20 protein-coding genes are annotated in these 23,811 nt (G+C 64.0%); 9 read left to right on the top strand and 11 right to left on the bottom strand.

Going from position 1 to position 23,811, the window contains the following annotated elements; translation table 11 throughout:
- Positions 1 to 2: 2 nt before the first annotated feature.
- The gene (locus A9D13_RS03670) at positions 3 to 1,286 is read right to left on the bottom strand and encodes a citrate synthase (RefSeq protein WP_066770236.1); all 1,284 of its coding nucleotides are present in this window, start codon (positions 1,284 to 1,286) and stop codon (positions 3 to 5) included.
- 31 nt (positions 1,287 to 1,317) lie between these two features.
- The gene (gene gltX, locus A9D13_RS03665; protein WP_066770234.1) at positions 1,318 to 2,832 is read right to left on the bottom strand and encodes a glutamate--tRNA ligase; all 1,515 of its coding nucleotides are present in this window, start codon (positions 2,830 to 2,832) and stop codon (positions 1,318 to 1,320) included.
- A gap of 189 nt (positions 2,833 to 3,021) precedes the next feature.
- Here gltX and A9D13_RS03660 point away from each other — a divergent pair, with 189 nt between their 5' ends.
- Entirely contained in the window at positions 3,022 to 5,091 is a 2,070-nt protein-coding gene (locus A9D13_RS03660) for a ComEC/Rec2 family competence protein (RefSeq protein ID WP_172808088.1), read from the top strand.
- Positions 5,092 to 5,118: 27 nt separating this feature from the next.
- Here A9D13_RS03660 and lexA read toward each other — a convergent pair whose 3' ends face one another.
- From lexA to A9D13_RS03620, 8 genes are all read right to left on the bottom strand, one after another.
- On the bottom strand, positions 5,119 to 5,820 hold the full coding sequence (lexA, locus tag A9D13_RS03655; protein WP_066770232.1) for a transcriptional repressor LexA: 702 nt from the start codon (positions 5,818 to 5,820) through the stop codon (positions 5,119 to 5,121).
- A gap of 136 nt (positions 5,821 to 5,956) precedes the next feature.
- On the bottom strand, positions 5,957 to 7,159 hold the full coding sequence (locus tag A9D13_RS03650; protein WP_066770230.1) for a molybdopterin molybdotransferase MoeA: 1,203 nt from the start codon (positions 7,157 to 7,159) through the stop codon (positions 5,957 to 5,959).
- Positions 7,156 to 7,650: a cyclic pyranopterin monophosphate synthase MoaC gene (gene moaC / locus A9D13_RS03645; protein ID WP_066770228.1), complete on the bottom strand. Its 495-nt coding sequence runs from the start codon at positions 7,648 to 7,650 to the stop codon at positions 7,156 to 7,158. The genes A9D13_RS03650 and moaC overlap by 4 nt, the downstream gene beginning before the upstream one ends.
- Entirely contained in the window at positions 7,650 to 8,465 is an 816-nt protein-coding gene (gene trpC / locus A9D13_RS03640; RefSeq protein ID WP_066770222.1) for an indole-3-glycerol phosphate synthase TrpC, read from the bottom strand. Before trpC ends, moaC begins: the two co-directional genes overlap by 1 nt.
- The gene (gene trpD / locus A9D13_RS03635) at positions 8,462 to 9,451 is read right to left on the bottom strand and encodes an anthranilate phosphoribosyltransferase (protein WP_066770220.1); all 990 of its coding nucleotides are present in this window, start codon (positions 9,449 to 9,451) and stop codon (positions 8,462 to 8,464) included. Before trpD ends, trpC begins: the two co-directional genes overlap by 4 nt.
- Positions 9,448 to 10,065, bottom strand: coding sequence for an anthranilate synthase component II (locus tag A9D13_RS03630; RefSeq protein WP_066770217.1), 618 nt, complete (start codon positions 10,063 to 10,065; stop codon positions 9,448 to 9,450). The genes trpD and A9D13_RS03630 overlap by 4 nt, the downstream gene beginning before the upstream one ends.
- A gap of 71 nt (positions 10,066 to 10,136) precedes the next feature.
- Positions 10,137 to 11,678 (bottom strand): anthranilate synthase component I, encoded by a 1,542-nt coding sequence (gene trpE / locus A9D13_RS03625; RefSeq protein WP_066770213.1) that lies wholly within the window; start codon positions 11,676 to 11,678, stop codon positions 10,137 to 10,139.
- A 28-nt stretch (positions 11,679 to 11,706) separates the two neighbouring features.
- Complete coding sequence (locus A9D13_RS03620) at positions 11,707 to 13,644, bottom strand: peptidylprolyl isomerase (protein WP_066770211.1); 1,938 nt, start codon at positions 13,642 to 13,644, stop codon at positions 11,707 to 11,709.
- Between the two features lie 317 nt (positions 13,645 to 13,961).
- Here A9D13_RS03620 and tpiA point away from each other — a divergent pair, with 317 nt between their 5' ends.
- The 3 genes from tpiA (at position 13,962) to A9D13_RS03605 (ending at position 16,957) form a co-directional block, all read left to right on the top strand.
- Positions 13,962 to 14,708, top strand: coding sequence for a triose-phosphate isomerase (gene tpiA / locus A9D13_RS03615; protein WP_066770202.1), 747 nt, complete (start codon positions 13,962 to 13,964; stop codon positions 14,706 to 14,708).
- 135 nt (positions 14,709 to 14,843) lie between these two features.
- Positions 14,844 to 15,212, top strand: coding sequence for a preprotein translocase subunit SecG (secG, locus tag A9D13_RS03610; protein WP_066770201.1), 369 nt, complete (start codon positions 14,844 to 14,846; stop codon positions 15,210 to 15,212).
- Positions 15,213 to 15,325: 113 nt separating this feature from the next.
- Complete coding sequence (locus tag A9D13_RS03605; protein ID WP_066770199.1) at positions 15,326 to 16,957, top strand: CTP synthase; 1,632 nt, start codon at positions 15,326 to 15,328, stop codon at positions 16,955 to 16,957.
- A gap of 570 nt (positions 16,958 to 17,527) precedes the next feature.
- Here A9D13_RS03605 and radC read toward each other — a convergent pair.
- Positions 17,528 to 18,295 (bottom strand): RadC family protein, encoded by a 768-nt coding sequence (radC, locus tag A9D13_RS03600; protein ID WP_082922072.1) that lies wholly within the window; start codon positions 18,293 to 18,295, stop codon positions 17,528 to 17,530.
- A gap of 141 nt (positions 18,296 to 18,436) precedes the next feature.
- Here radC and A9D13_RS03595 point away from each other — a divergent pair, with 141 nt between their 5' ends.
- From A9D13_RS03595 to A9D13_RS03575, 5 genes are all read left to right on the top strand, one after another.
- Positions 18,437 to 21,727, top strand: coding sequence for an intermembrane phospholipid transport YdbH family protein (locus tag A9D13_RS03595; RefSeq protein WP_082922071.1), 3,291 nt, complete (start codon positions 18,437 to 18,439; stop codon positions 21,725 to 21,727).
- Between the two features lie 92 nt (positions 21,728 to 21,819).
- Positions 21,820 to 21,993: a YnbE family lipoprotein gene (locus A9D13_RS03590; protein ID WP_066770196.1), complete on the top strand. Its 174-nt coding sequence runs from the start codon at positions 21,820 to 21,822 to the stop codon at positions 21,991 to 21,993.
- Positions 21,993 to 22,391, top strand: coding sequence for a YdbL family probable chaperone protein (locus tag A9D13_RS03585; protein WP_229665512.1), 399 nt, complete (start codon positions 21,993 to 21,995; stop codon positions 22,389 to 22,391). Before A9D13_RS03590 ends, A9D13_RS03585 begins: the two co-directional genes overlap by 1 nt.
- A gap of 184 nt (positions 22,392 to 22,575) precedes the next feature.
- On the top strand, positions 22,576 to 22,893 hold the full coding sequence (locus A9D13_RS03580; RefSeq protein WP_066770189.1) for an AtpZ/AtpI family protein: 318 nt from the start codon (positions 22,576 to 22,578) through the stop codon (positions 22,891 to 22,893).
- A 107-nt stretch (positions 22,894 to 23,000) separates the two neighbouring features.
- Entirely contained in the window at positions 23,001 to 23,786 is a 786-nt protein-coding gene (locus A9D13_RS03575) for a F0F1 ATP synthase subunit A (protein WP_066770187.1), read from the top strand.
- Positions 23,787 to 23,811: the final 25 nt, after the last annotated feature.

Raw genomic sequence — 23,811 nt, 5'->3', positions numbered from 1 at the left:
GCTTAGCGCTGGCCGATCGGCACGTAATCGCGCTGCGCCGGGCCAGTGTAGAGCTGACGCGGACGACCGATGCGCTGGCCGGGATCGGAGATCATTTCGTTCCACTGCGCGACCCAGCCCACGGTGCGGGCAAGGGCGAAGAGCGCGGTGAACATCTCGGTCGGGAAGCCGATCGCCGAGAGGATGACGCCCGAGTAGAAATCGACGTTCGGGAACAGCTTCTTGTCGACGAAATAAGGATCGTTGAGAGCCATTTCCTCAAGCTGCAGCGCCACGTCGAATACGGGGTCGGTGACCTTCAGCGCGTCGAACACTTCGCGCACGGTCTTCTGCATGACGGTCGCACGCGGGTCGTAGTTCTTGTAGACGCGGTGACCGAAGCCCATCAGGCGGAACGGATCGTCCTTGTTCTTGGCGCGGGCGATATATTCCGGAATGCGGTCGGGGGTGCCGATCTCGCGCAGCATGTTGAGCGCCGCCTCGTTGGCGCCGCCATGTGCCGGGCCCCACAGGCAGGCGATGCCCGCCGCGATGCAGGCAAACGGGTTCGCGCCCGAGGAACCGGCCAGACGCACGGTCGAGGTCGACGCGTTCTGTTCGTGGTCGGCATGCAGGATGAAGATGCGGTCCATCGCCTTTTCAACGGCGGGGATCACCTCATATTCCTCGGCCGGAACGCCAAAGGTCATGCGCAGGAAATTGCCGGTGTAGGACAGCGAGTTGTCCGGCTGCATCATCGGCTGACCGATCGAATACTTATAGGCCGCTGCCGCGATGGTCGGCATTTTCGCGATCAGGCGGTGCGAGCTGATTTTGCGGTGATCAGGGTCCGAGATGTCGGTGCTGTCGTGATAGAATGCCGACAGCGCGCCGACGACGCCGCACATGATCGCCATGGGGTGCGCATCGCGGCGGAAGCCCTGGTAGAATTGGCGCAGCTGGTCGTGCAGCATGGTGTGGCGGGTGATGGTGAACTCGAAATCGTCAAGCTCAGTCTTGTTCGGCAGTTCACCATTCAGCAGCAGGTAGCTGACTTCCATGAAGCTCGAATCCTCGGCCAGCTGGCCGATGGGATAGCCGCGGTGCAAAAGCACGCCTTCTTCGCCATCGATGAAGGTCAGGCCCGAATCGCAGCTCGCCGTGGAGGTGAAGCCCGGGTCATAGGTGAACATGCCCGATTGGCCGTAGAGCTTGCCGATGTCGACGACATCGGGTCCCAGGGTCCCGCTCTTGACGGGAAATTCGTATTCATCGCCCCCTGCGGTCAGTTTCGCGGTATCGCCCACTTAGTCACTCCTTCAGATCGGGTTTTCTTGCTTATTGTCCTGCCAGCGCGTCCGTGTCGAGCGCGTCGGCACCGGTGCAATGCGCGATGCGCGCAAGGGATTCCTCGCGGCCCAGCAGCACCAGAACGTCGAAAATGCCGGGGGAGGTTGCCTGCCCCGTCAACGCCGCACGCAGCGGCTGTGCAATCTTGCCAAGGCCCAGCTCGCGTTCCTCGGCCATGGATTTGAGGTCCGCTTCCAAAAGCTCGGCATTCCAGTCCGGCGCGGCGGCAAGGCGCGCGGCGGCATCGGACAGGATCTGCCCGGCGCCCTCGGCCTCCAGCAACTTTTGCGCCTTTTCGTCCATGGGCAGCGGCCGCTGGCGGAACAGGAAAAGCGCGCCTGCGGCCAGCTCGTCCATGTTCTTCGCGCGCGCCTTCAATGACGGCATTGCGTCGATCAGCAGCGTCATGTGCTTGCCCGCATCGAACTGCGGCTCCAGCGCGGCGATGCGCGGGGCGGCCAGCTTCGCGAGATGGGCGTTGTCCGCCTCACGCATGTACTGGCCGTTCATGTTCGCGAGCTTCTTGAAATCGAAGCGCGAGGGGCCCTTGCCCACGGCGGGCAGGTCGAACAATGCGACCGCTTCCTCGCGGCTGAAGATTTCCTGATCGCCATGGCCCCAACCCAGACGCAGCAGGTAATTCACCACCGCTTCGGGCAGCAGGCCCATCTCGTCGCGATAGGCATCAACGCCCATCGCGCCGTGGCGTTTGGACAGCTTGGCGCCATCGGCGCCGTGGATCAGCGGGATATGCGCATAGACCGGCGCTTCCCAGCCATCCTCGATCGTCTGCATCGCCTTGTAGATCGGAAGCTGGCGGAAGGCGTTGTTAAGATGATCGTCGCCGCGGATCACATGGGTCACGCCCATGTCGGCATCGTCGACCACCACGGCCAGCATATAGGTCGGCGACCCATCGCTACGAAGCAGGATGTAATCGTCGACCTCGGAATTCTTGACCTTCACCGTGCCCTGAACCGCGTCATCGATCTCGGTCACGCCCTCGGTCGGGGTCTTGAGGCGGACGACGAAGGGCGCGCCTTCGGGAGCCTCTGACGGATCGCGGTCGCGCCAGCGATTGTCATAGCGCAGCGGCTTTTTCGCGGCGCGCTGCTCGGCGCGCATCTGCTCCAGTTCCTCGGCCGTGGCATAGCAGCGATAGGCGTGGCCCGCTTCCAGCAGCTTGTTCGCGACTTCAGCATGGCGTTCGGCGCGGGCGGACTGGAACACCGGCTCTTCATCATAATCGAAGCCGAGCCAGCCCAGACCATCGAGAATCGCGTCGATCGCTTCCTGCGTCGAACGCGCCTTGTCCGTATCTTCGATGCGAAGCAGCGCCTTGCCGCCATGATGGCGAGCGTAAAGCCAGTTGAACAGCGCCGTGCGCGCACCGCCGATGTGGAGAAATCCGGTGGGGGAAGGCGCGAACCGCGTTACGACCGGCCGATTTGCGGAAGTCTTTGCTCCGCTTTCGTTTTTGCCGTTATCGTCGCCGCTTGCCATCTGCGCGTGCTTCCTCTTTCTTGCATGTCATGAGCGAGCCACCAGAACCGGACTACGAACTTTATGGCTGACTCGCGCCGGGCCGCAGGTCGCGCCCTTGCCAGTGAAGTCGCCGTTCCGTTCGGGGCCGGGGGTGAGGGTGATTCCCACCCCCCTTCGCGGGTGCGGAAATGGGGTACGAAAGCCCATTTGTCCAGTGCCCCCGCCGGATTAGAGCAGTTCCTGGCCGAACGAGGCTTCGAACGCATGCCGTGGCTGGCGGTCGCGATGCTGGCCGGGATCGGGTTGTGGTTCGCATTACCGGGGCCGGGGGACTGGCTGATCGCACTGGGTCTGTGCGGTTTCGTCGCCGGGGGCGCGCTGATCTGGCGGGGCGGAGACGATGCGCCGCTGCTGAGGGGAGCGGTCATCGGGGTGGCCTTGATGGTGGCGGCAGGGCTGTCGCTGATATGGGCGCGATCGGCCCTGCTTGGCACGACACCGATTTCGGGGCCGCGCGTCGCCGTGGTCGCGGCGCATGTGCTGGAGCGTGAGGAACAGCCGGCGCGCGAAAGGGCGCGTTTGATCGTCGCCACCCGCGATCCGCGGGATGGCAGGGCGATCCGCGCTCGGCTGAATGTGCCCGACAAGTTCGACGCTCCGTTCCTGCAACCGGGCATGCAGTTTCGCGCCAAGGCCCGCCTCGCGCCGCCGCAGCGCGCCGCGGTGCCCGGCGGTTACGATTTCGCGCGCTCGGCATGGTTCGATGGGCTTGCCGCCAGCGGATCGTTGCTCGAACGGCCCCGGACCTCTGGCATGACGGACGATACCGGCAATGGCGCCAGCTGGCGGACCAGGCTTGCGAGGCACGTCAGAGAGAAAGCCGGAGCATTCGGAGGCGATGCCTCTGCCGCCATCGCGGCGACACTGGTGACCGGAGACAGGGGCGCGCTTGCCCATGATGACGCGCAGGCGATGCGCGACGCCGGGCTGGCGCATATGCTCTCCATCAGCGGCATGCATGTGGGGGCGGTCATCGCGATCTGCTGGTTCCTGGTCATGAAGCTGGGCGGCCTGTGGCCATGGCTTGCGCTGCGCGTCCGGTTGCCATTGGTGGCGGCCAGCGGGGGCGCATTGGCCGGCATCGGCTATACCGTGCTGACCGGTGCTGCCCTTCCGACCATCAGGGCCTGTATCGCCGCACTGCTGGTGCTGGGGGCGATGGCGCTGGGGCGGCAGGCGCTGTCGTTGCGGCTGATCGCGCTGGCGGCGATCGCGGTGATGCTGTTCTGGCCCGAAGCTGCGGTCGGGGCCTCGTTTCAGCTGAGTTTCGCGGCTGTCGTCGCGATCGTCGCGCTGCTCGACAGTGATTTCGGTCGCGAACTGGCCAAAAGGCGCGGAACCACGCGGTGGCAACGCTGGCGGCATGCGCTGCTTATCCTTTTGCTGACGGGCATCGTGGTCGAAGCGACGCTTAGTCCGCTGGTCCTCTATCACTTCCAGCGGTCGGGCATTTTTGGATGGATGGCTAATCTTGTGGCGATCCCCTTGATGACCGTGGTGATCCTGCCTGCACTGATCGCCGCGCTCGTGGCTGACCTGATCGGCCTTGGCGCGCCCTTCTGGTGGCTGGCGGCGCGCTCGCTGGACCTGATCGTGGGGCTGGCGCATGGCGTGTCGGGGTTACCGGGCGCGGTCTTGCAGTTGCCGCAACTGCGGCTTTGGGCAATTCTGGCCTGCGTTGGTGGAGCATTCTGGCTGGCGCTATGGCGCGGTCGGCTGCGGCTTTTCGGCCTTTCGGCGGTTGCCGTGGGCACCCTTGGCATCGCCATGGCAAGGCCTGCCGATCTGCTCATCCTGGCCGATGGTCGCAACGCCGCGCTTAGTGCCGGGGGCGGGCTTTACCTGCTGCGTGACAGCAGCAGCTTTGGAACGGAGGCAATGATCGAGGCTGCCGGCATGGAAGCGGGCGATCCGGCGATCATGACATTTCCGGATTGGCCCGGTGCCAATTGCAACGCCAGCTTTTGCGAAGTGCAGGCAGAGGGGCGCACGATATTGGCGGCGCGCCGCCGTTTCAGCGGTGATTACGCGGCACTGGCAAGGGCATGCGCGCGTGTCGACATCGTCATCGCACAGCAGCGCCTGCCTGCCGATTGCCGCCCCGCGTTGCTCAAGGCCGATGCCAGCCTGCTGTCCCGTCGGGGCGGAATGGCGGTAAATCTTGAAAGCGGCAATATCCGCGCCGTGCGCGAGGCGGGCGACCAGCACGGCTGGTGACCTGCCCCGCGTTCATGCCAAGCGCGATCAGTGATAGCGACGCAGCAGTCCCGCCAGCTTACCCTGCACCTTTACTTCGGCAGGATCATAGACCTGCGCTTCATACATGGCATTGGCGGGGTCGAGGCGGACCTTCCCATTTTCCCGGCGCAGATATTTGAGCGTCGCCTCCTCACCGCGAACCAGCGCCACGATGATTTCGCCATCGCGAGCGGTATCGGTGCGGCGTACCAGCGCGAAGTCGCCATCGAAAATCCCGGCTTCGATCATGGAATCGCCTGAAACTTCCAAGGCATAATGGTCGCCAGCGCCCAGCAGGGCGGCGGGCACGGGCAGCGTTTGCGTGTCTTCCATCGCCTCGATCGGGACACCGGCAGCAATGCGGCCATGCAGAGGAATTTCGATCACGTCATTGGCCGGAGCACGAGCGGGCGCGGTCGGCTTCTTGAACTCGACGACATTGTCGCTCTTCGCCGGAACATCCTTGGCCGCAGGCTTGCCGCCGCTGACCACGTCGTCGGGCTGGCGCAACACTTCCAGCGCGCGGGCGCGATTGGGAAGACGGCGGATGAAACCGCGTTCCTCTAGCGCAGAGATCAGGCGATGCACGCCCGATTTCGACTTGAGGTCAAGCGCCTCCTTCATCTCCTCAAACGAGGGGGAGATGCCGGTCTCTTCCAGCTTCTTCTGAATGAAGAGGAGCAATTCGTGCTGTTTGCGCGTAAGCATTGGCGTAGTCCTGTTCCGCTTGCACCGGTCCCGCCTGGGACCAGTCGTGAACGAATAAGGAACAATTAAGAAACATTTCGTGCCTCGTCAAGCACGGGCAATTGCGTAACCCACAGGCCCAAATCCACGGGGCTCTCTAACTTCGGTTGCGAGGAGCCAGCGGCAAAACGCGCACGACGTCGCCTGCCTTGGCGGCAGGGCTGTTCGCAAGGCGAAAGACCAGTGCATCTGCCGCAGCGAGGGGTGAAAGCGCGCCGCTATCCTGCAGGCGGATTGGCATGACGCCCTCGCTGGTAAATTCGGCACGCAGGAATTCGCTTCGGCGACCGGTTGCGGGAAGGTCGGCCATCAGGAAAGCGGGCTGCAGGGCAGGGAGCGGTGCCGCATCTCCCATCAGCGCCCGCGCGAAGGGCATGGCGAAAAGATGCGCCGTGACGAAGCTGGAAACGGGATTTCCAGGCAGGCCGATGACCGTGGCATTGCCCAGCTTTGCGACCAGCAAGGGCTTCCCTGGCTTTATCGCAACGCGCCAGAAATCGATCTCGGCGCCCATTTCCTCCAGCACCGGCAGCACCAGGTCGTGATCTCCGACCGACGCACCGCCGCTGGTGACGATCAGCTGCGACGCTGTCGCCTCCTCGAACGCAGCGCGCAAGGCTTCGCGGCGATCGGGCACGGGGCCGCGGCGCGTCACCTTGCAGCCGAGATCGCCGAATAGTGCCGCCAGCATCGCGCCATTGCTTGCGGGAATCGCGCCCGGTTGCAGTGCTTCACCCGGTGCGCGTAATTCATCGCCGCCTTCGATCACGGTGACATGGGCCGTCTCGCGCACGGGGGCGCTGCCATGGCCCGCCGTGATCGCCAGCGCCAGCCGGGCCGGGGTCAACCGCTCGCCGGCGCGAGCGACCATTGCCCCTTCGCTGAAATCAAGGCCACGCGGGCGGATATGCCGATCGAGGGGGCGGGGCGGCTCACCTTCGAAATGAAGCGTGTCGCCATCGCGGCGGCAGTCTTCCTGCACGGCGACCATGTCGGTGCCAGCGGGAACGACCCCGCCGGTGGCGATGCGCACGGCTTCTCCGGCGCCGACGGTGCCGGGAAACGGATGGCCCGCCGCGCTTTCGCCGATGATGGCCCATGGGCCGGGCATGTCGGCCTGTCGCACGGCCCAGCCGTCCATTGCGGACATGGGCTGCGGCGGCTGCGTCCGCAGGGCGAGGAGATCACGGGCCAGCCAGCGACCGGCGGCCTGCTCGATGGGAAGCGAAACCTCGGGCAGGGGGGTGGCGAGGGCGAGCAGCCGCGCCTGCGCTTCATCAAGCCCCAGCAGCGGTTTCAAACCTCGAAATCTCCATATCCCTCGGCGCGCCAGCTGCCCGATTTACCGCCTTCCTTCGCGATGAGACGGATGCCGCCGATCTCCATGCCCTTGTCCAGCGCCTTGGCCATGTCATAGATCGTGACCAGCGCGACCGAGACGGCGGTGATCGCTTCCATCTCGATCCCGGTCTTGGCCGAGATGGTGGCGATGGCCGTAACGCGGATGGCACCATTTTCGAATCCGAAATCGACATTGACCGCATCCAGCGCCAGCGGGTGGCACAGGGGGATGAGATCGCCGGTCTTCTTTGCCGCCATGATCCCGGCGATGCGCGCGGTGCCAAGGACGTCGCCCTTTTGCACATTGCCTGCGCGGATGGCGTCCAGTGCCTCGCCGCTCATCTCGATGCGGCCGGTGGCGACAGCGGTGCGTTTCGTCACCTGCTTGGGGGAGACGTCCACCATGCGCGCATTGCCCGCATCGTCGATGTGGGTGAGCCTCTCCGGCATCAGTTGGTTTCTCCGCGTTCCGGCATCGTCAGGCCCAGCAGCGTGCGGGTTGCGGCGGTGACATCGGGCTGGCGCATCAGGCTTTCACCCACGAGGAAATTGCGCACCCCCGACTTTGCCAGCAGTTTCAGATCGTCGTGCGAATTGATGCCGCTTTCGCCCACCAGCAGCGCGCCTTCGGGTGCGAGCGGGGCAAGGCGGGTCGTATTCGACAGATCGGTGACGAATGTGCGCAGGTCGCGGTTGTTCACGCCGATCAGTCGAGATTTCAGCCTGTGGGCGCGCTCCATCTCGGCCTCGTCATGTACTTCGACCAATACGTCCATGTGCTGTTCGATGGCGGCGGCCTCGATCTCTGCCGCAAGCGTGTCGTCCAGCGCGGCGACGATGATCAGGATCGCATCGGCACCGATGGCGCGCGATTCCAGCACCTGCCATGGATCGACCATGAAATCCTTGCGCAGCACCGGCAGGGTGCACGCGGCGCGTGCGGCGACCAGATAATCCTCATGCCCCTGAAAATGGGGTGCGTCGGTCAGGACCGACAGGCAGGTCGCGCCGCCTGCGGCATATTCACGAGCATGCTCAGGCGGATCGAAATCGTCGCGGATCAGGCCCTTGGATGGCGAAGCTTTCTTGATTTCCGCGATAAGGCCATAGCCCTTGGCCGACGCTTGCTTGAGGCGCTTCAAGAACCCGCGTGGCGGTTCCTGTGCGCGGGCGAGCACCTGAAGGTCGGAAATCGTGCGCTGCGATTTGCGGGCGGAGACTTCCTCGCGCTTTACGTCGCAGATCTGAATGAGGCGATTGCTCATGATTTTACCGTGTCGATCCAGCAGTCCAGCAGGGCTTTGGCCAGCCCCTTGTCGATGGCTTCGCGCGCTTCCTCGGCCCCTTCGCGCAGGGTGGCCGCTTCGCCTGCCACGACCAGCGCGGCGGCAGCATTCAGCACCACCGCGTCGCGATAGGCGCCATTGTCGCCCAGATCCTCACCCCGCAAAAGGGCGCGCAGGGCATTGGCGTTATGCTCTGGATCACCGCCGCGGATGGCTTCCAGCGAATGGCGTGGCAATCCTGCATCCTCAGGCACGATCTCTTTCGGGAAATCGAAGCCGATGGCTTCCACCCGGCTCGGCCCGGCGATCGAAATCTCGTCCAGCCCTTCCATACCCGAAACGATCATGGCCCGTTCGATGGCGAGCATGCGCATGGCATCGGCAATGAGCGGAACGAGTTCGGGACTGGCAACGCCAGCCAGCTGCCGCGTGACGCGGGCCGGATTGGCCAGCGGGCCGGTGAGATTGAAGATCGTCCTGCGACCCAGCGATTTGCGGATCGGTGCCATGCGGGCCAGAGCGGGATGATGCGCCTGCGCGAAGAGAAATGCGATATGCATGTCGCCCAAGGTCGCTTCGGCCTTTGCGCCTGCGCCTGCCAGGTCAAGGCCCAGCTTCTCCAGCGTATCGGCACCGCCTGCCTTCGAACTTGCTGCCCGATTGCCATGCTTTGCGACGGGAACCCCGCATGCGGCCACGACCAGCGCCACGGCGGTCGAGACATTGAGCGAATGCTGCCCGTCGCCGCCGGTGCCGCAGACGTCAATGGCGTTTTCGGGCGCCGCCACCGGCTTCATCCGGGCGCGCATCGCCCGCACCGCGCCAGCCACCTCCGCCGCAGTCTCTCCGCGATCGGCCATGGCGACAAGCTCCGCAGCGATGGCTTCGTCGGCCATTCCGCCATCGAGCATGCTGCCGAACAGCGCCTCGGCTTCCGAAAGGGAAAGACTGGCCGTTGAAGTCATACGGCAAGGCCCTGATGTTCGGGGATACGCGCGTTCACGCCGCAAAGCGCGAGGAAGTTCGCCAGCATCGCGTGGCCATGTTCGGTCGCAATGCTTTCGGGATGGAACTGCACGCCATGGATCGGCAGGCTTTCATGGCGAAAGCCCATCGCATGGGTGCCTTCCTCGTTCGGCATCGGGGTCGTGGCGTTGACCAGCAGGCAATCGGGCACATTCTCGACCACAAGGCTGTGATAACGCGTCGCGATGAAGGGCGAGGGCAGGCCCGCGAACACGCCGGTCCCGTCATGATCGACCGGCGATGTCTTGCCATGCATCAGCCCGCCGCGCACGACGCGGCCGCCGAAATACTGCCCGATCGACTGGTGGCCAAGACATACGCCCAGCAGCGGCTTCTTCGCTTCGGCGCAGGCGCCGACAAGATCGAGGCTGACGCCAGCCTCCGAAGGGGTGCACGGACCGGGTGAGATAAGAAACCCGCTTGCCCCGGTTGCCAGCGCCTCTTTTGCAGTGATGGCATCATTGCGCACGACTTCGACCTTTGCGCCCATTTCCATCAGGTAATGGACGAGGTTCCAGGTAAAGCTGTCGTAATTGTCGATGACAAGGATCATGGCGCTGCCTTTGCGCTTTTGCGGGTCGCGATCAAGTAATTCATGGCACGAACAGCGCCAATTCCGGTCAGTTATTGTCCGTAACCCGGTTCGCTTGCCTGTCGAAACGCTTCCTTTGCCGCTGCCAGCAATGCGCCAGCCTTTGCCTCGCACTCGCGCTGTTCATAGGCGGGCTCGCTGTCGGCGACGATGCCCGCACCTGCCTGCACATGCATGGTGCCGTCTTTCACCACCGCGGTTCGAAGCACGATGCAGCTGTCGACCGAACCGTCGGGCGCGAAATAGCCGACGCCGCCCGCATAGGCGCCGCGCGTTTCCGGCTCCAGCTCGGCAATGATCTGACAGGCGCGGACCTTGGGCGCACCCGAAACCGTGCCTGCCGGAAAGCCAGCGAACATGGCGTCGACGGCGTCGGCCTGTGACGAAAGCTTGCCCACAACGTTCGACACGATGTGCATGACATGACTGTAGTTCTCGACCGTGTAGCTCTCGGTCACCTTTACCGTCCCAGCCTCCGCCACGCGGCCCACATCGTTGCGGCCAAGGTCGAGGAGCATCAGGTGCTCGGCGCGTTCCTTGGGATCTGCCAGCAGGCTTTCCCGGTTTGCCTCGTCCTCCGCCGCGTCCTTGCCCCGCGGGCGGGTGCCCGCGATCGGGCGAATGGTGACTTCGCCATCACGAACCCGCACGAGGATTTCGGGACTGGACCCCGTCAGCGCGAAGCCAGGGAGGTCGAGGAAATACAGGAATGGCGAGGGGTTCACCCGCCGAAGCGCGCGATAGAGCGACAAGGGCGCAAGCGGGAACGGGCAGGTAAATCGCTGCGCCAGCACGACCTGAAAAATGTCGCCTGCAGTGATGTAGTCCTTCGCCTTCAAAACCATTTCGCTATAGCGCCCGTCGGGCAGCTGCGGCGTGAGCGCGGGGTTTTCAGGCAGTTCGGGGATCGGCTCGCCGCTCGAAAGCCTCGCTCCTGACAGCTTGGCAAGGCATGCCTCGATCCGCTCTCCTGCCGCGTCCACTGCCTGCGCCGGGTCGGCATCCGAGGGCCAGACCGGCGCGACGCAGAACAGCATGTCCTTCAGCCGGTCGAAGACGAGGATCAGCGTCGGACGCGCAAAACACATGTCAGGCAGGTCGAGCGGATTGGGCGCTGGGCGCGGGATCTTCTCGACCAGGCCGATGGTCTCATAACCGAAATAGCCGACGAGGCAGGCCAGCGCCGGGGGCAGTTCGGCAGGCACCTCGAACCGGCAGGAATCGGCCAGCTGGCGCAACGCGGTCAGCGGTTCGGCGTCGACAGGCTCGAACGCGTCCCGGTCGCGGCGCCAATTGCGATTGACCTCTGCCGTGGTGCCGCGCGCGCGGAACAGCAGATCGGGATCGAGGCCGACCAGCGAATAACGCCCACGGATCTCTCCGCCCTCAACCGATTCGAGCAGGAAATCGCCGCGACCCGGTTCGATCAGCTTGACCGCGGCGGCCACCGGGGTTTCGCAATCCGCGATGACGCGGCGCCAGACCACGCCCGCACGCCCGGCCTGAAGTTCGGCAATGGCGCGGGAGTCGCGTTCGCGCTCCTCAGCTGGGCGAAGGGTCGTGGTGTCGCTCACCGGCGGGTTTCCTCGGCTTTCCTGAAATTTAGTTCTGGCTGGGGTTCAGCTGCTGGCGCACCACTTCGATCGCGGTTTCGTTCCTGCTGACCGGCACGCTTTCGGTAATGGCAAGGCGCAGCTGGTCCTGCAATTCCTGCCCGCGCAGACGCGCCAGTTCCTGCGCGGTCTGGGCGATGGTCGGATCCTCGTCGGTCACTTCCGGCACGTCGATGCTGTCCAGAGAGATCACGAAATAGCCAAGGCCCTGCGGCGCCTCCAGCATCTTCGCGGTCTTGGGCGCCATGGTGAACATCAGTGCGAGCGGCGGCGGCACGCCCTGCTGCTGGCGCGAGGCCATCAGCTGGCGGCGCGTCAGGTCGATATTGTCGACAGGGGGCGTACGGATGTCGAGATCGGCCAGCGCCTCGGTCAGCGACTTGCCGCCCTCGACCGCCTTCATCACCTTGTTGGCCGCGGTCTTGGCCTGCTTGGCCCCCTCGGCGATCTTGTAGTCGCGGGTGAGGCGCTCCTTCAGCTCGGCAAAGGGCGGGGGTGCGGATGCGGTGACCGTGCCGGGGGCATAGACCACATAGGTTTCGCCATCGCTGCCCGCAGTGATCTGCGCATCGCCATTGGGGCTCATCGCAAAAACCGCTCCTGCAAGGCGGGCGACTTCGGGGCCGACTTCGCTGCCGTCATAGGCGCTGCCGTCTTCCAGCAGGGCGGCGCTGGTCTGCACTGCGACGCCCAGCGATTTCGCGGTGTCGGCAATGCTCTGGCCTGCCTGCAGATTTTCCTCGATCGCGGACGCCTTGTCAGCAAGCGCGGTGCGGGTCTTTTCGGCGACGATCTGGCCGGCCAGCGTATCGCGCACCGAAGCCAGCGTCGTGGCCGGGATGGCGCTGACATCGGCAATGCGCACCAGATACCAGCCGAGCGGGCCGCGCACCGGACCGACGATATTGCCCTCGCTGCCTTCGTAAACCGCCTGCGCCACGGCAGAGGAGGTGGATGAAGCGAGCGCGGCGCGGCTGTTCGCCGTGGCGGTGTTGGTCTCAAGCCCCGTATCGCGCGCAGCCGCTGCGAGCGAGCTGCCGGCATTCGCCTTTTCCAGCACGGCATTGGCGGCGGCCTCGGTCGGCAGGATCAGCTGCTCGATGGTGCGCTCTTCACGGGCGGCATATTGCGCGGCGTTCTGCTGGAAACGGGCTTCGATCTCCGCATCGGTCGCGGTGATTTCGTCGCCCAGGGCATCGACGCCAAAGCGGGCGTAGCGCACGGTGCGGCGTTCGGGCAGCGTATAGCGGGCGCGATTCTCGGCGAGATATTTCTTCAGCGTATCATCGCTCACCTCCTTGTCATCGACGAAGGAAGGGCTGGGAATAAGCGTGATGCCGCCATGGCGCGTTTCATTAAGAAGCGCGGTGTAACGCTTGGCGATCTTGTTAGGGGCGATGTCCCCGCTGGTCGTCGGCACCAGCAGCATGCGCGCGACCAGGCCCTGCGAGATATCCTCGCGCACCAGCTTGTCCGAGAGGCCGCGCCGGGTGAGGGCGGTATTGTAGAGTTCCTGGCTGAACTTGCCATCGGGCCCCTGAAATGCGGCCATCTGCGACAATTCGCTGCCGATCAGCGATTCGCCGATCCGAATCCCATGGTCCAGACCGAACTGATACAATGCGTTGCGCTCGATCTGCTGGTCGAGCAGTCCCTCGGCAGCGCCTGCCTCAAGGAAGTCGGCCATGGTCAAAGAAGGGTTATCGGCGCGCGCATTTTCGTAGGAACCGTTGATGGTGGTGCGCAGATCGGATGTGGAAATCCGCTGGTCGCCCACGGTCGCGACCCGTTCGGACCCGCCGATGCCGCCAAAGCTTCCGCCCGTGATATCGGCGCTGGCAAAGGCGAGCGCGATCAACGCCACAAAGCCCAGCGTCAGCGCCAGCCCGATAGGCGATTGAAAAATCTTACGAAATCCCTGGATCATGACTTTATAAATTCCGTTAGGCGTGTCCCGCGACCGATAAAGGCATGCGCGGCGGGTCTTGTTATCGGGCCCGGCTTTAGGCGGGTGATGGCGAGGCTGCAACACTATCGCCGCAAAGCGGGCACGAAGCATCCGCTACCGTTTTGACACAGGGCCAAGCTTGGGCTAGCCGCCGCCCGCCGGTGTCGCTAGCCCGGCACCGGTGCGCAAGCGGCCCGACAAGGGCGGCATGGGGTTCCGCACGGGTTCGAATTCTTCTGGACGGGTCGGTCCGCATCGGATCGACCGGTCTCATGTACAGGGGCGAAAGCAGTACCATGGCGCAACGTTGCTATATCGTGGGCAACTGGAAGATGAACGGCATGCGCAGCGACCTGAGCGAAGCGCGCGCCATTGATCGCGCGTCCTCGCGCTTGCCGAAGGTCGAGGTGGCGCTGGCGCCGCCCTCGACCCTGATCCTCGCCATGCGCGATGCGGTAAACCATATCGGCGTGGGCGCGCAGAACTGCCATGCGGCGGACAAGGGCGCGCATACGGGTGACGTGTCGGCCAACATGCTGCGCGAGGCGGGGGCCGATTTCGTGATCGTGGGCCACTCCGAACGCCGCGCCGACCATGGCGAGACGAACGAGGACGTGAAAGCCAAGGCCGAGTCTGCACAGGCGATCGACATGGGCGTCATCCTTTGCGTCGGCGAAAGCGAAGCCGAACGCGATTCGGGCGAGGCCGAGGAAATCGTCGCGCGCCAGCTGGCCGCTTCGCTTCCCGATAGCTGCGCCCGCCTGTCGGTCGCATATGAACCGATCTGGGCGATTGGCACGGGCCGCGTACCCTCGGTGCAAGATGTCGGCACCATGCACAAATGGCTGCGTGCCGTTCTGGTCGACCGCTATGGCGAGGATGGCCGCGAAGTGCGCATACTTTACGGCGGTTCGGTCAAGGGTGAGAACGCGGCCGAACTGCTGGCGGCCCCGGAAGTGGGCGGCGCGCTGGTTGGCGGCGCCAGCCTTTCGGCGGATGGCTTCGTGCCGATCATCGTCGCTGCATCGCAACTCGACGACTAACCGGATCGCGGGGCCGGGCTGCTTGCCAGCCGGGCAAGCTGCGGTTAAGAGGCGCGGCGATAGAGGGGCGCGGACTTGAGCGCGTCCCCGCGCAACCCATCTGACTACTAACGCAAGACTGGCTGGATCTACTTCATGTCGCTTTTCCTGTTTCTCACCATCGTCGAGGCGCTTGTCGGCGCGGCGCTGGTCGGCGTGATCCTGATGCAGCAGTCCGAAGGTGGCGGTCTTGGCGTGGGCGGCAGCCCGTCGGGCCTGATGAGCGCGCGTGGCGCAGCCAATTTCATGACCCGCGCGACCGGCATTCTGGCATTCCTGTTCGTCGTGCTCGCCATCGTGCTTGCCGCCGTGTCGGTGGAGCAGTCATCGGTCAGCGAGATCGACACGTCGCTGGATCGCACGATCCCGGCAAATAATGATCCGCTGGCTCCCGCTGCAGCGCCTGCCGCTCCGGCGGCGCCCGCAGACGCTCCGGCCGATCCGCTAGCCGGCAGCGCCGAATAATTCGCCGCGCCGCCGAAATGGGGCGGCGCATCATCAAAATCTGTGAAAATCGGGTGCGCTGCGTCACGCGGCGCTTGCCCATTTTCGATTCGTTCGATTAAGGCCCGACTCCCATGGCGCGGTTCATTTTCATCACCGGCGGCGTGGTCTCCTCGCTTGGCAAAGGTCTCATGGCGGCATCGCTTGCCGCTCTCCTGCAGGCGCGTGGCTACAAGGTCCGCATCCGCAAGTTCGATCCCTATCTGAACGTCGACCCGGGAACGATGTCGCCGTATCAGCACGGCGAGGTTTTCGTGACCGACGACGGGGCCGAGACCGACCTCGATCTCGGGCACTACGAACGCTTCACCGGCGTGTCGGCGCATCAGGGCGACAACATCACCTCTGGCCGGATCTACCAGTCGATCATCGCCAAGGAACGCCGCGGCGACTATCTGGGCGCGACGGTTCAGGTGATCCCCCACGTGACCGACGCGATCAAGGAATTCGCGCTGGCCGATACCGAGGGGCTCGACTTCGTGCTCTGCGAATTCGGCGGCACGGTCGGCGACATCGAAGGCCTGCCCTTCATCGAAGCGATCCGCCAGCTCAGGAATGAACTGCCGCGCGAACAGACCGCCGCGATCCACGTCACGCTGGTCCCCTTCATCAAGGCCGCGGGCGAGCTGAAGACCAAGCCGACGCAGCACTCGGTGCGCGAGCTGACTTCGCTGGGCGTGCAGCCCGACATTCTGCTGACCCGCTGCGAACATCCGCTGCCCGACAGCGAACGCCGCAAGATCGCGCAGTTCTGTAACGTGCGGACAGAGGCGGTCATCCCCGCTTTGGACGCCAGCAGCATTTATGCCGTGCCGCTGCAATATCATGCCGAGGGGCTGGACGCCGAAGTGCTCCGCCACTTCCGCATGGACGCGCCCGCGCCCGAGCTTTCGACCTGGCACGACATCGTCGACCGGTTCGAAAATCCGGAAGGCGAGGTCACCATCGGCGTTGTCGGCAAATATGTCGGCCTGCCCGATGCGTATAAGTCGCTGAACGAGGCGCTGGTCCACGGCGGCATGGCCAACCGGACCAAGGTCAACGTCAAGTGGATCGACGCTGAACTCTTCGAGCAGGACGAATCCGACATCGTCGCCGCGTTGGAGCCGATGCACGGCATTCTCGTCCCCGGCGGTTTTGGCGAGCGTGGGAGCGAGGGCAAGATCTCGTCCGTCCGCTTTGCGCGCGAACGCAATGTGCCGTTCCTCGGCATTTGCCTCGGCATGCAGATGGCCTGCATCGAGGGTGCCCGGAACACCGCCGGGATCGACGCTGCCAGCTCAACCGAATTTGGTGAGACCAGCGAGCCGGTCGTGGGCATCATCACCGAATGGATGACCAAGGAAGGCCTTGAGACCCGCGCCGAGGGCGGCGATCTGGGCGGCACCATGCGGCTTGGCGCCTATGACGCGAAGCTGGCAGGCAACAGCCGCGTGGCATCCATGTACGAAGCAACCGAAATTTCGGAACGCCACCGTCATCGCTACGAGGTGAACGCAGCTTACAAGGATGCGCTGGAAGAGGGCGGGCTGATGTTCTCGGGGATGTCGCCCGACGGCCTGCTGCCCGAAATCGTGGAGCGGCCCGAGCATCCCTGGTTCATCGGGGTGCAGTTCCACCCCGAATACAAGAGCCGTCCGTTTGCTCCCCATCCGCTGTTCGCAGGGTTCATCAAGGCCGCGCTGGAACAATCGCGCCTGGTCTGATCGACAGTCAGCTGACTGCCCCGGCACCTGATCGGCGCTGGGGAACGGTCTGCCGCAGAAAAAAGCGCCCCATGTCCGATTTTCGGACGTGGGGCGTCGTGCTTTGATTTACCGTGTTTTTTAAGCGCATATCCCGTATTCGTTGCGGTGATGCCCTTGCCATTGATTAAGATTTTCCTTGCTTTCGCGTGCGATGAAGCGTTAGCCAATACATGAAATGATACAGGCCAGTCGCCATACCAAAGGACTGGTTGGCGAATTCGGGCCTGACGGGTTGGGGATGGTCTGGAAAGCGGTTCTTCCGCTCCGCCATGTTGATGGGTCGTCTCGCAATTCTGCACCTTTGGTGCGGTTCGTGCGGTCGCAGCTCTCCACATGGTATCCGATCCTCCCGACCCATGGGGTTTCGCAGTGCAAGCCTGCGGAGCCGACAGAAATTGAGCTTGCCGATGGAATGACTGTCTTTCTGCGACCCGGATGGTCATTATCAAAGGCAAGGCGGCGGTGACGCCGCGGGGGCGGACAGTTTCCGATGTCCGCCCCCGAATGATTCCAGGGCGCTGACTTCTCTCAGATCAAACCCTTCGACCGCAGCGAAACATGGCTGCCGCGCCCGACGATGATGTGGTCGTGGACGGTAATGCCCAGCAATCGCCCGGCTTCGGCAATGCGATTGGTGATCTGGATGTCGGCGCGGCTCGGTTCTGGATTACCGCTGGGATGGTTGTGGACAAGGATCAGCGCCGCCGCGCCCAGATCCATCGCCCGTTTGATGACCTCGCGCGGGTGGATCGCGGCTTCGTCCAGCGAACCGTCGCCGACGTGTTCGTCGCGGATCAGCCGGTTCTGCGCGTTGAGGTAAAGGACGCGCACGCGCTCCACCGTCAGATGCGCCATGTCGATGGACAGATAATCGATCAGCGCCTGCCAGCTGCCCAGCACCGGCTGATCCTGCACCTGCGCACGCGCCATGCGGCGGGCGGCGACACCCACGATCTTCAGCGCCGCGGCACTGGTCTCACCCATGCCGGGATGATCGGCCAGCGCCTTCCGGTCGGCGTTGAACACGCCGGGAAGCCCGCCGAACCGCTGCAGCAGCGTGCGCGCGATGGGCTTTACGTCCTTTCGCGGGATTGCGGTCATCAGCAGATATTCGACGACCTCGTGATCGCCCAGCGCGTCGATGCCGCCCGACAACAGCCTTTCACGCAATCGCGCGCGGTGGCCGCGGGGGTCATTGCCCGCGTCCGGTTTCTGCCTGTCCGCCGTCGGCTCCGCGCTTTCCGGTGCGCCGAGCGGCAGATCGTCCTGATTACTGGACCTTGGCCCTTGCGCCATCAATCTTGCGTCCCTTTGCGGCAGGGTGCGCCAAATTCCGCCCTGCGGCACAAGTCATTGCCTTTCGCGGGCTTGTTGCGCAAGCATGGGCGTGAAACTCCGGTAGCCGCTGCGGCTCTTTCAGGATAATGCGTGAGCGGCATGAGCGACAGCGAGTACGAGACGGGAAGCGGGGAGGCCGCAGAGGTGCCGCCGCGCGTGGCCCGTTCCGCTCGGCGTCGCTGGCGTAAAAGGCGTCTTGCCGCCGATATCGCGCTGGTCTGCTTCGCGGTTTCGCTGGGCATCATGGCGGGCCTTTATGTCACCCGCGAACGGCTCGCCACCGATCTGATCGAATCGTCGCTCGACGATTATGGCGTGCCCGCCCAATATGACATTGCCTCGATCGGCCCGCAGGAGCAGGTGATCGAGAATATCGTAGTTGGCGATCCGGCATCGCCCGATCTCACCGTAAAGCGCGCGATCATCGCGGTCCGATATCGTTTCGGTACGCCCACCATCGGCGGCATCACGCTGGAAGAGCCGCGCCTCTATGGCCGATGGGCCGATGGGCAGGTCAGCTTCGGTTCGCTCGACAGCGTTATCCATGGCGGTGACAGCACCGAGCCGATGAGCCTTCCCGATCTTGCGCTTACCATCAATGACGGGCGGGCGCTGGTAATGACGCCTGCGGGCGATATCGGCGCAAAGATCCAGGGCGGGGGCAATCTCGCGGATGGGTTCAGCGGCGTCATGGGCGCTGTCATGCCTGATCTTGCCATGGCGTCGTGCCGGGGTGAGGGCGGCAGCCTTTACGGCAGGCTTGCCAGTGAAAAGGGCACGATCAGCTTTACCGGGCCGCTGCGCCTTGCCGCGATGGCGTGCGACGGCGCGACCATGGGGGCAAGCGCACTGCAACTGCGCGTGACCAGCAGCGATTTTGCCAGCTTCCGCCTTCGCGGCAAGCTGGATGCGCAGCGACTGGCCAGCGGCGAAGCGAAGATCGACAGGCTGCTGGGCGACCTCGCGCTGACCCGCGATGCAGAGGACGAGACGCTGGTCAGCAATTTCGACCTCGTCGCCAGCAAGGCGCAAGCGATGGGGGCGGATGCTTCGCGGCTGCGTTTCAGCGGCCGGGTGCGTTCGGGTGAGAATCTGTCCCGCCTTGCCTTCAATGGAGAGCTGGAGGGCGAGGGGCTGCGCCCGGGCAGCGGCATCGACGCCATGCTGGCAGGCTGGCAGCAGGCGAGCGGCGGCACCATGGCAGAGCCCTTGCTGGCCCGCATGCGCAAGGGGCTGCGCGAGGAGGGGGAGAACAGCACGCTTCTGGCAGAGCTGCAGGCGCGCGGATCGGTAGATGGCCGCATGACGCTTACCATCCCCAGCGCGCGCTGGCGCGGAAGCGAGCGCGACACGCTCTTGTCGCTGTCGCGCATGCAGATCAGCATGGGCGGCGATGCGCCGATGCAGATGACAGGCAATTTCGCGACCGGGGGCAGGGATCTGCCGCGGATCACCGGCCAGATGGAGGATGGGCCGAACGGTTCGCGCCGCATGCGACTGGTGATGGCCGAATATGGCGCTGGCGATGCGCGGCTCTCCATCCCTGAACTGCGCCTGCGGCAGAATGCCTCTGGCGGGATCGCGATGGATGGCACTCTGCGCGCCAGCGGCGCATTTCCCGGCGGCACGGTTGAAGATCTCGTCCTGCCCGTCACTGGCGGCCTGTCGCCGGGCGGCACGTTCGCCCTTGGCACGCGCTGCATGGACGCCAGCTTTGCCCGAATGACGGTGGCAAGTCTTGTCATGCAGGAACAATCGCTGCGACTATGCCCGCCGTCCGACGGAGCCATGCTGGTCAGCCGCGCGGGCGATACCCGCATCGCGGCCGGCACGCCTTCGCTGGACCTTGCCGGCATGCTGGGGGAAACGGCAGTCAAGGCAAGCGGCGGCCCGGTCGCCATCGCGTTCCCCGGCGTTGTCGTCGCGCGCGACATGGCGGTCCAGCTGGGTGAGGGCGAGGCCGCCACCAATTACCTGTTGAGCGAGCTGACGGTCGAGACAACGGGCGAATTGCGCGGCAGCTTCGACGATACCGAGATGCGGATGGTGGCCGTGCCGCTCGACGTGACGCGGGCTTCGGGTGACTGGGTTTACGAAAATGACGCGCTGACGGTCAGCGATATCGCCATGCGCGTGACTGACCGGCAGACAACAACCGGTGATGGCGCGCGCTTCAACCCGATGGTCGCCAGTGGCGCGACGGTGACGCTGGCCGAAAATCGTATCGTGGTCGATGCCGATCTGGCCGAGGAGACGACCGGTCGGAAAGTCAGCGATGTCGCCATCGTGCATGATCTGCCCAGCGGAATTGGTCATGCGGATTTCGATATCGCCAATCTCGAATTCGGCGACGAATTGCAGCCGACCGACCTTTCACCCCTGGCGCTGGGCAACATCGCCAATGCCGAAGGCGTGGTGACGGGCGATGGGCGGATCGACTGGTCCCCTGCTGCCGTCACCTCGACAGGCACGTTCACGACCGATTCGCTCGATTTCGCGGCTGCCTTCGGGCCGGTGAAGGGCATGGCCGGGACGATTCGCTTCACCGATCTGCTGGGCATGGTGACCGCGCCGAATCAAAAGCTGACGGTGCAGGAGATCAATCCCGGTATCCCGGTCGAGAACGGCGTGATCGACATCGCACTAGAACCCGGTTTCGTGCTGGCCTTCAACGAGGGGAAATGGCCTTTCCTTGGCGGTACGCTGGAGATGCGGCCGGTGAAGCTAACGATCGGTGCGGATGAAACGCGGCGCTATGAATTCGTTATCGACGGGCTGGATGCTGCCAAGTTTCTCGCCCGGATGGACATGGCCAACCTGTCGGCGACCGGCACGTTCGACGGCACGATCCCTGTTATCTTCGACGCCAAGGGCGGGCGGATCGAGGGCGGTTTCCTGCAGTCGCGCGCTCCGGGCGGCAATCTTTCCTATGTCGGGGCGCTGACTTATGAGGACATGCCCGCCATGGCCAATTTCGCCTTCGATGCGCTGAAATCCATGGATTACGACAGCATGACCATCGCCATGGACGGCAGCCTTGAAGGACAGATCGTCACCCGCGTTACCATGGACGGCGTCAGCCAGGGCGAGGGGGCCTCGAAGAACATCCTCACGCGCCGGATCGCCAGCCTGCCGATCCGCTTCAAGGTGAATATCCGCGCGCCTTTCTATCAGCTGCTGACCAGCCTCAAGTCGCTCTACGATCCGGCAGCGGTGCGCGATCCGCGCACGCTGGGCCTGCTGGATGCCGAAGATGGCGCGCTGGTGCCGAATCCGGATGCGCCGGATGCACCCGTTTCCACAACCGATCTGCCGCCTGTAACCCTTCGACAAGAGGTTACGGGCGATGAACCCGCCATTCAGACTGCCGAAAGCGAGATTGATCCATGATCCCTCACAGATTGACGCGGATGCGCCGTGGTGCGACTGCCCCGTTCATGGAGGATATGAGTTCTCTTTGGGAAACTTTGGGGGAGGCAGCGATGCGACGGATTGCCGTGCTGGCAGGGTTTATGGCCCTGTCCGCCTGCATAAACGTGAACGCGCCGGCCGAGCCGATCGTGATCGAGCTCAATATCAACATCAAGCAGGAAGTGCTCTACCGCCTGGTCGATTCCGCCGAACAGAACATAGAGGCCAATCCGGAGATCTTCTGATGACCGCCCATATGCTGACAAAAACCGCCATCTCGCTGGCTGCCGCCGCGATGATCGTCGCCCCTGCCGCTGCCAGTGTGCAGCGCGACCCGGCCTATGCCGCGGCGCGCGCCAATGGCACGATCGGGGAAAAGATCGACGGTTATCTGGGCTTTGTCGGCTCGCCCGACGGTTCGCTGCGCGCCAAGATCGACGACATCAACATCCGCCGCAAGGCGAGCTATGCCGAACGCGCCCGCGCCGAGGGCGTCACGATCGAGGAATTCGCTTTCGCACAGGGCTGCATCCTGATTGCCCGCACCTCGCCGGGAGAGAAGTACCAGGCGCCCGATGGCAGCTGGCAGACGCGCGGCAGCGGCGCCGCCCGGCTCGATCCGCGATGCCCCAGCGTCGGGTGATCGCAGCCACGGTATTCCAGCAGGGGCGAAGGCGCAGGCTTTCGCCCCTTTTCATATCACCAACAAGTATAAGGCCGATTGGCGGTTTGGCTGTGTTGACTTGCCCAAACCCCTTTCCTAAAGGGTCCGCGCCCTCGACGGGCAGCTTTGCCGCTTGTGACGGGGACTTTTAGGGGAGCCTGGCATGAGCGAAGAGCAGTCCGGACGGGAGCCACTGGGCGAAGATGAACGCATCGACGCGCTCGACAAGCGGCTGAAAGCCGCGAAAGAGCGTGAAGAGGCGCGTAATCGTTCGCAGGTGCAGGGGACCGACGAAAACTATCGTATGGGCTCCCGCGTGCTTGCGGATCTGCTGGGTGGGCTTGTTGGCGGCACGGTGATCGGTCTTGTGATAGATCGATTCGCCGATACGGCGCCCTGGGGTCTGTTGGTGATGCTCGGTCTCGGGATCGTGGTCGCCTTCAGGAACATCATTCGGACCGCGAACCGGCGCCCCGACTGAACCTTTAGGTGGGTTCGCAAAGGGGCGTTATTCGCATCAAGGTCGCAGAACACGCAAACCGTCCCGATGGGGCAACACCCCGTTTGGGGCATGAGGGATTTCAGAACGTGGCAGCTGAAGCCAAAGTCGATCCGATGCACCAGTTCACCATCCAGCCGATGTTCGGCACGGATGCATGGAATGTCGGCGGCTACAACCTCGCTTTCACCAATAGCGCGCTGTGGATGGCGATCTCGATGGTCGTCCTCTGGGTCTTCGTCGCCGGCGGCATGAAGCGTCAGCTGGTGCCCGGTCGCTGGCAGATGGCGGTGGAAAGCTTCACCGGCTTTATCGACGACATGCTGGAAGCGAACATCGGCAAGGGCGGGCGCAAATACGTGCCCTATATCTTCTCGCTGTTCATGTTCATCCTGTTCGCCAACATCCTCGGCCTGCTGCCGCTGGGCGTGATCGGCCTGCATCCCTTTACCTTCACCAGCCATTTTACCGTTACGGGCGTGCTGGCGATCATTTCCTTCTCGATCGTGCTGATCGTCGGCTTTGCCAAGCACGGCCTGCACTTCTTCTCGCTGTTCGTGCCGCATGGCACGCCGGTTCCCATGATCCCCGTGATCTTCGTGGTCGAACTGATCAGCTTCATGGTGCGCCCCTTCAGCCTCGGCCTGCGTCTTTTCGTGGCCATGATGGCAGGGCACGTCCTTCTCGAAGTGCTGTCGAGCTTCGTGATCGGTTCGGGCAATTACAGCGCGGGCATCTTCGCTCTCGCCGGTATCCCGAGCTTCATCCTCATGGTGGGCATTTGCGCTCTGGAAATCCTGGTTGCCGGGATCCAGGCCTATGTGTTCGCCCTGCTGACCAGCGTCTATCTCAACGACGCCGAAAATCTTCACTGATCCATCAATCGCTTAATCAAGTTTT

Source organism: Croceicoccus mobilis (assembly GCF_001661965.1).
GTDB classification, from domain to species: Bacteria; Pseudomonadota; Alphaproteobacteria; order Sphingomonadales; family Sphingomonadaceae; genus Croceicoccus; species Croceicoccus mobilis.
Note: the sequence above shows the minus strand (reverse complement) of the source record. Positions and strands in the feature narration are given on the sequence as shown.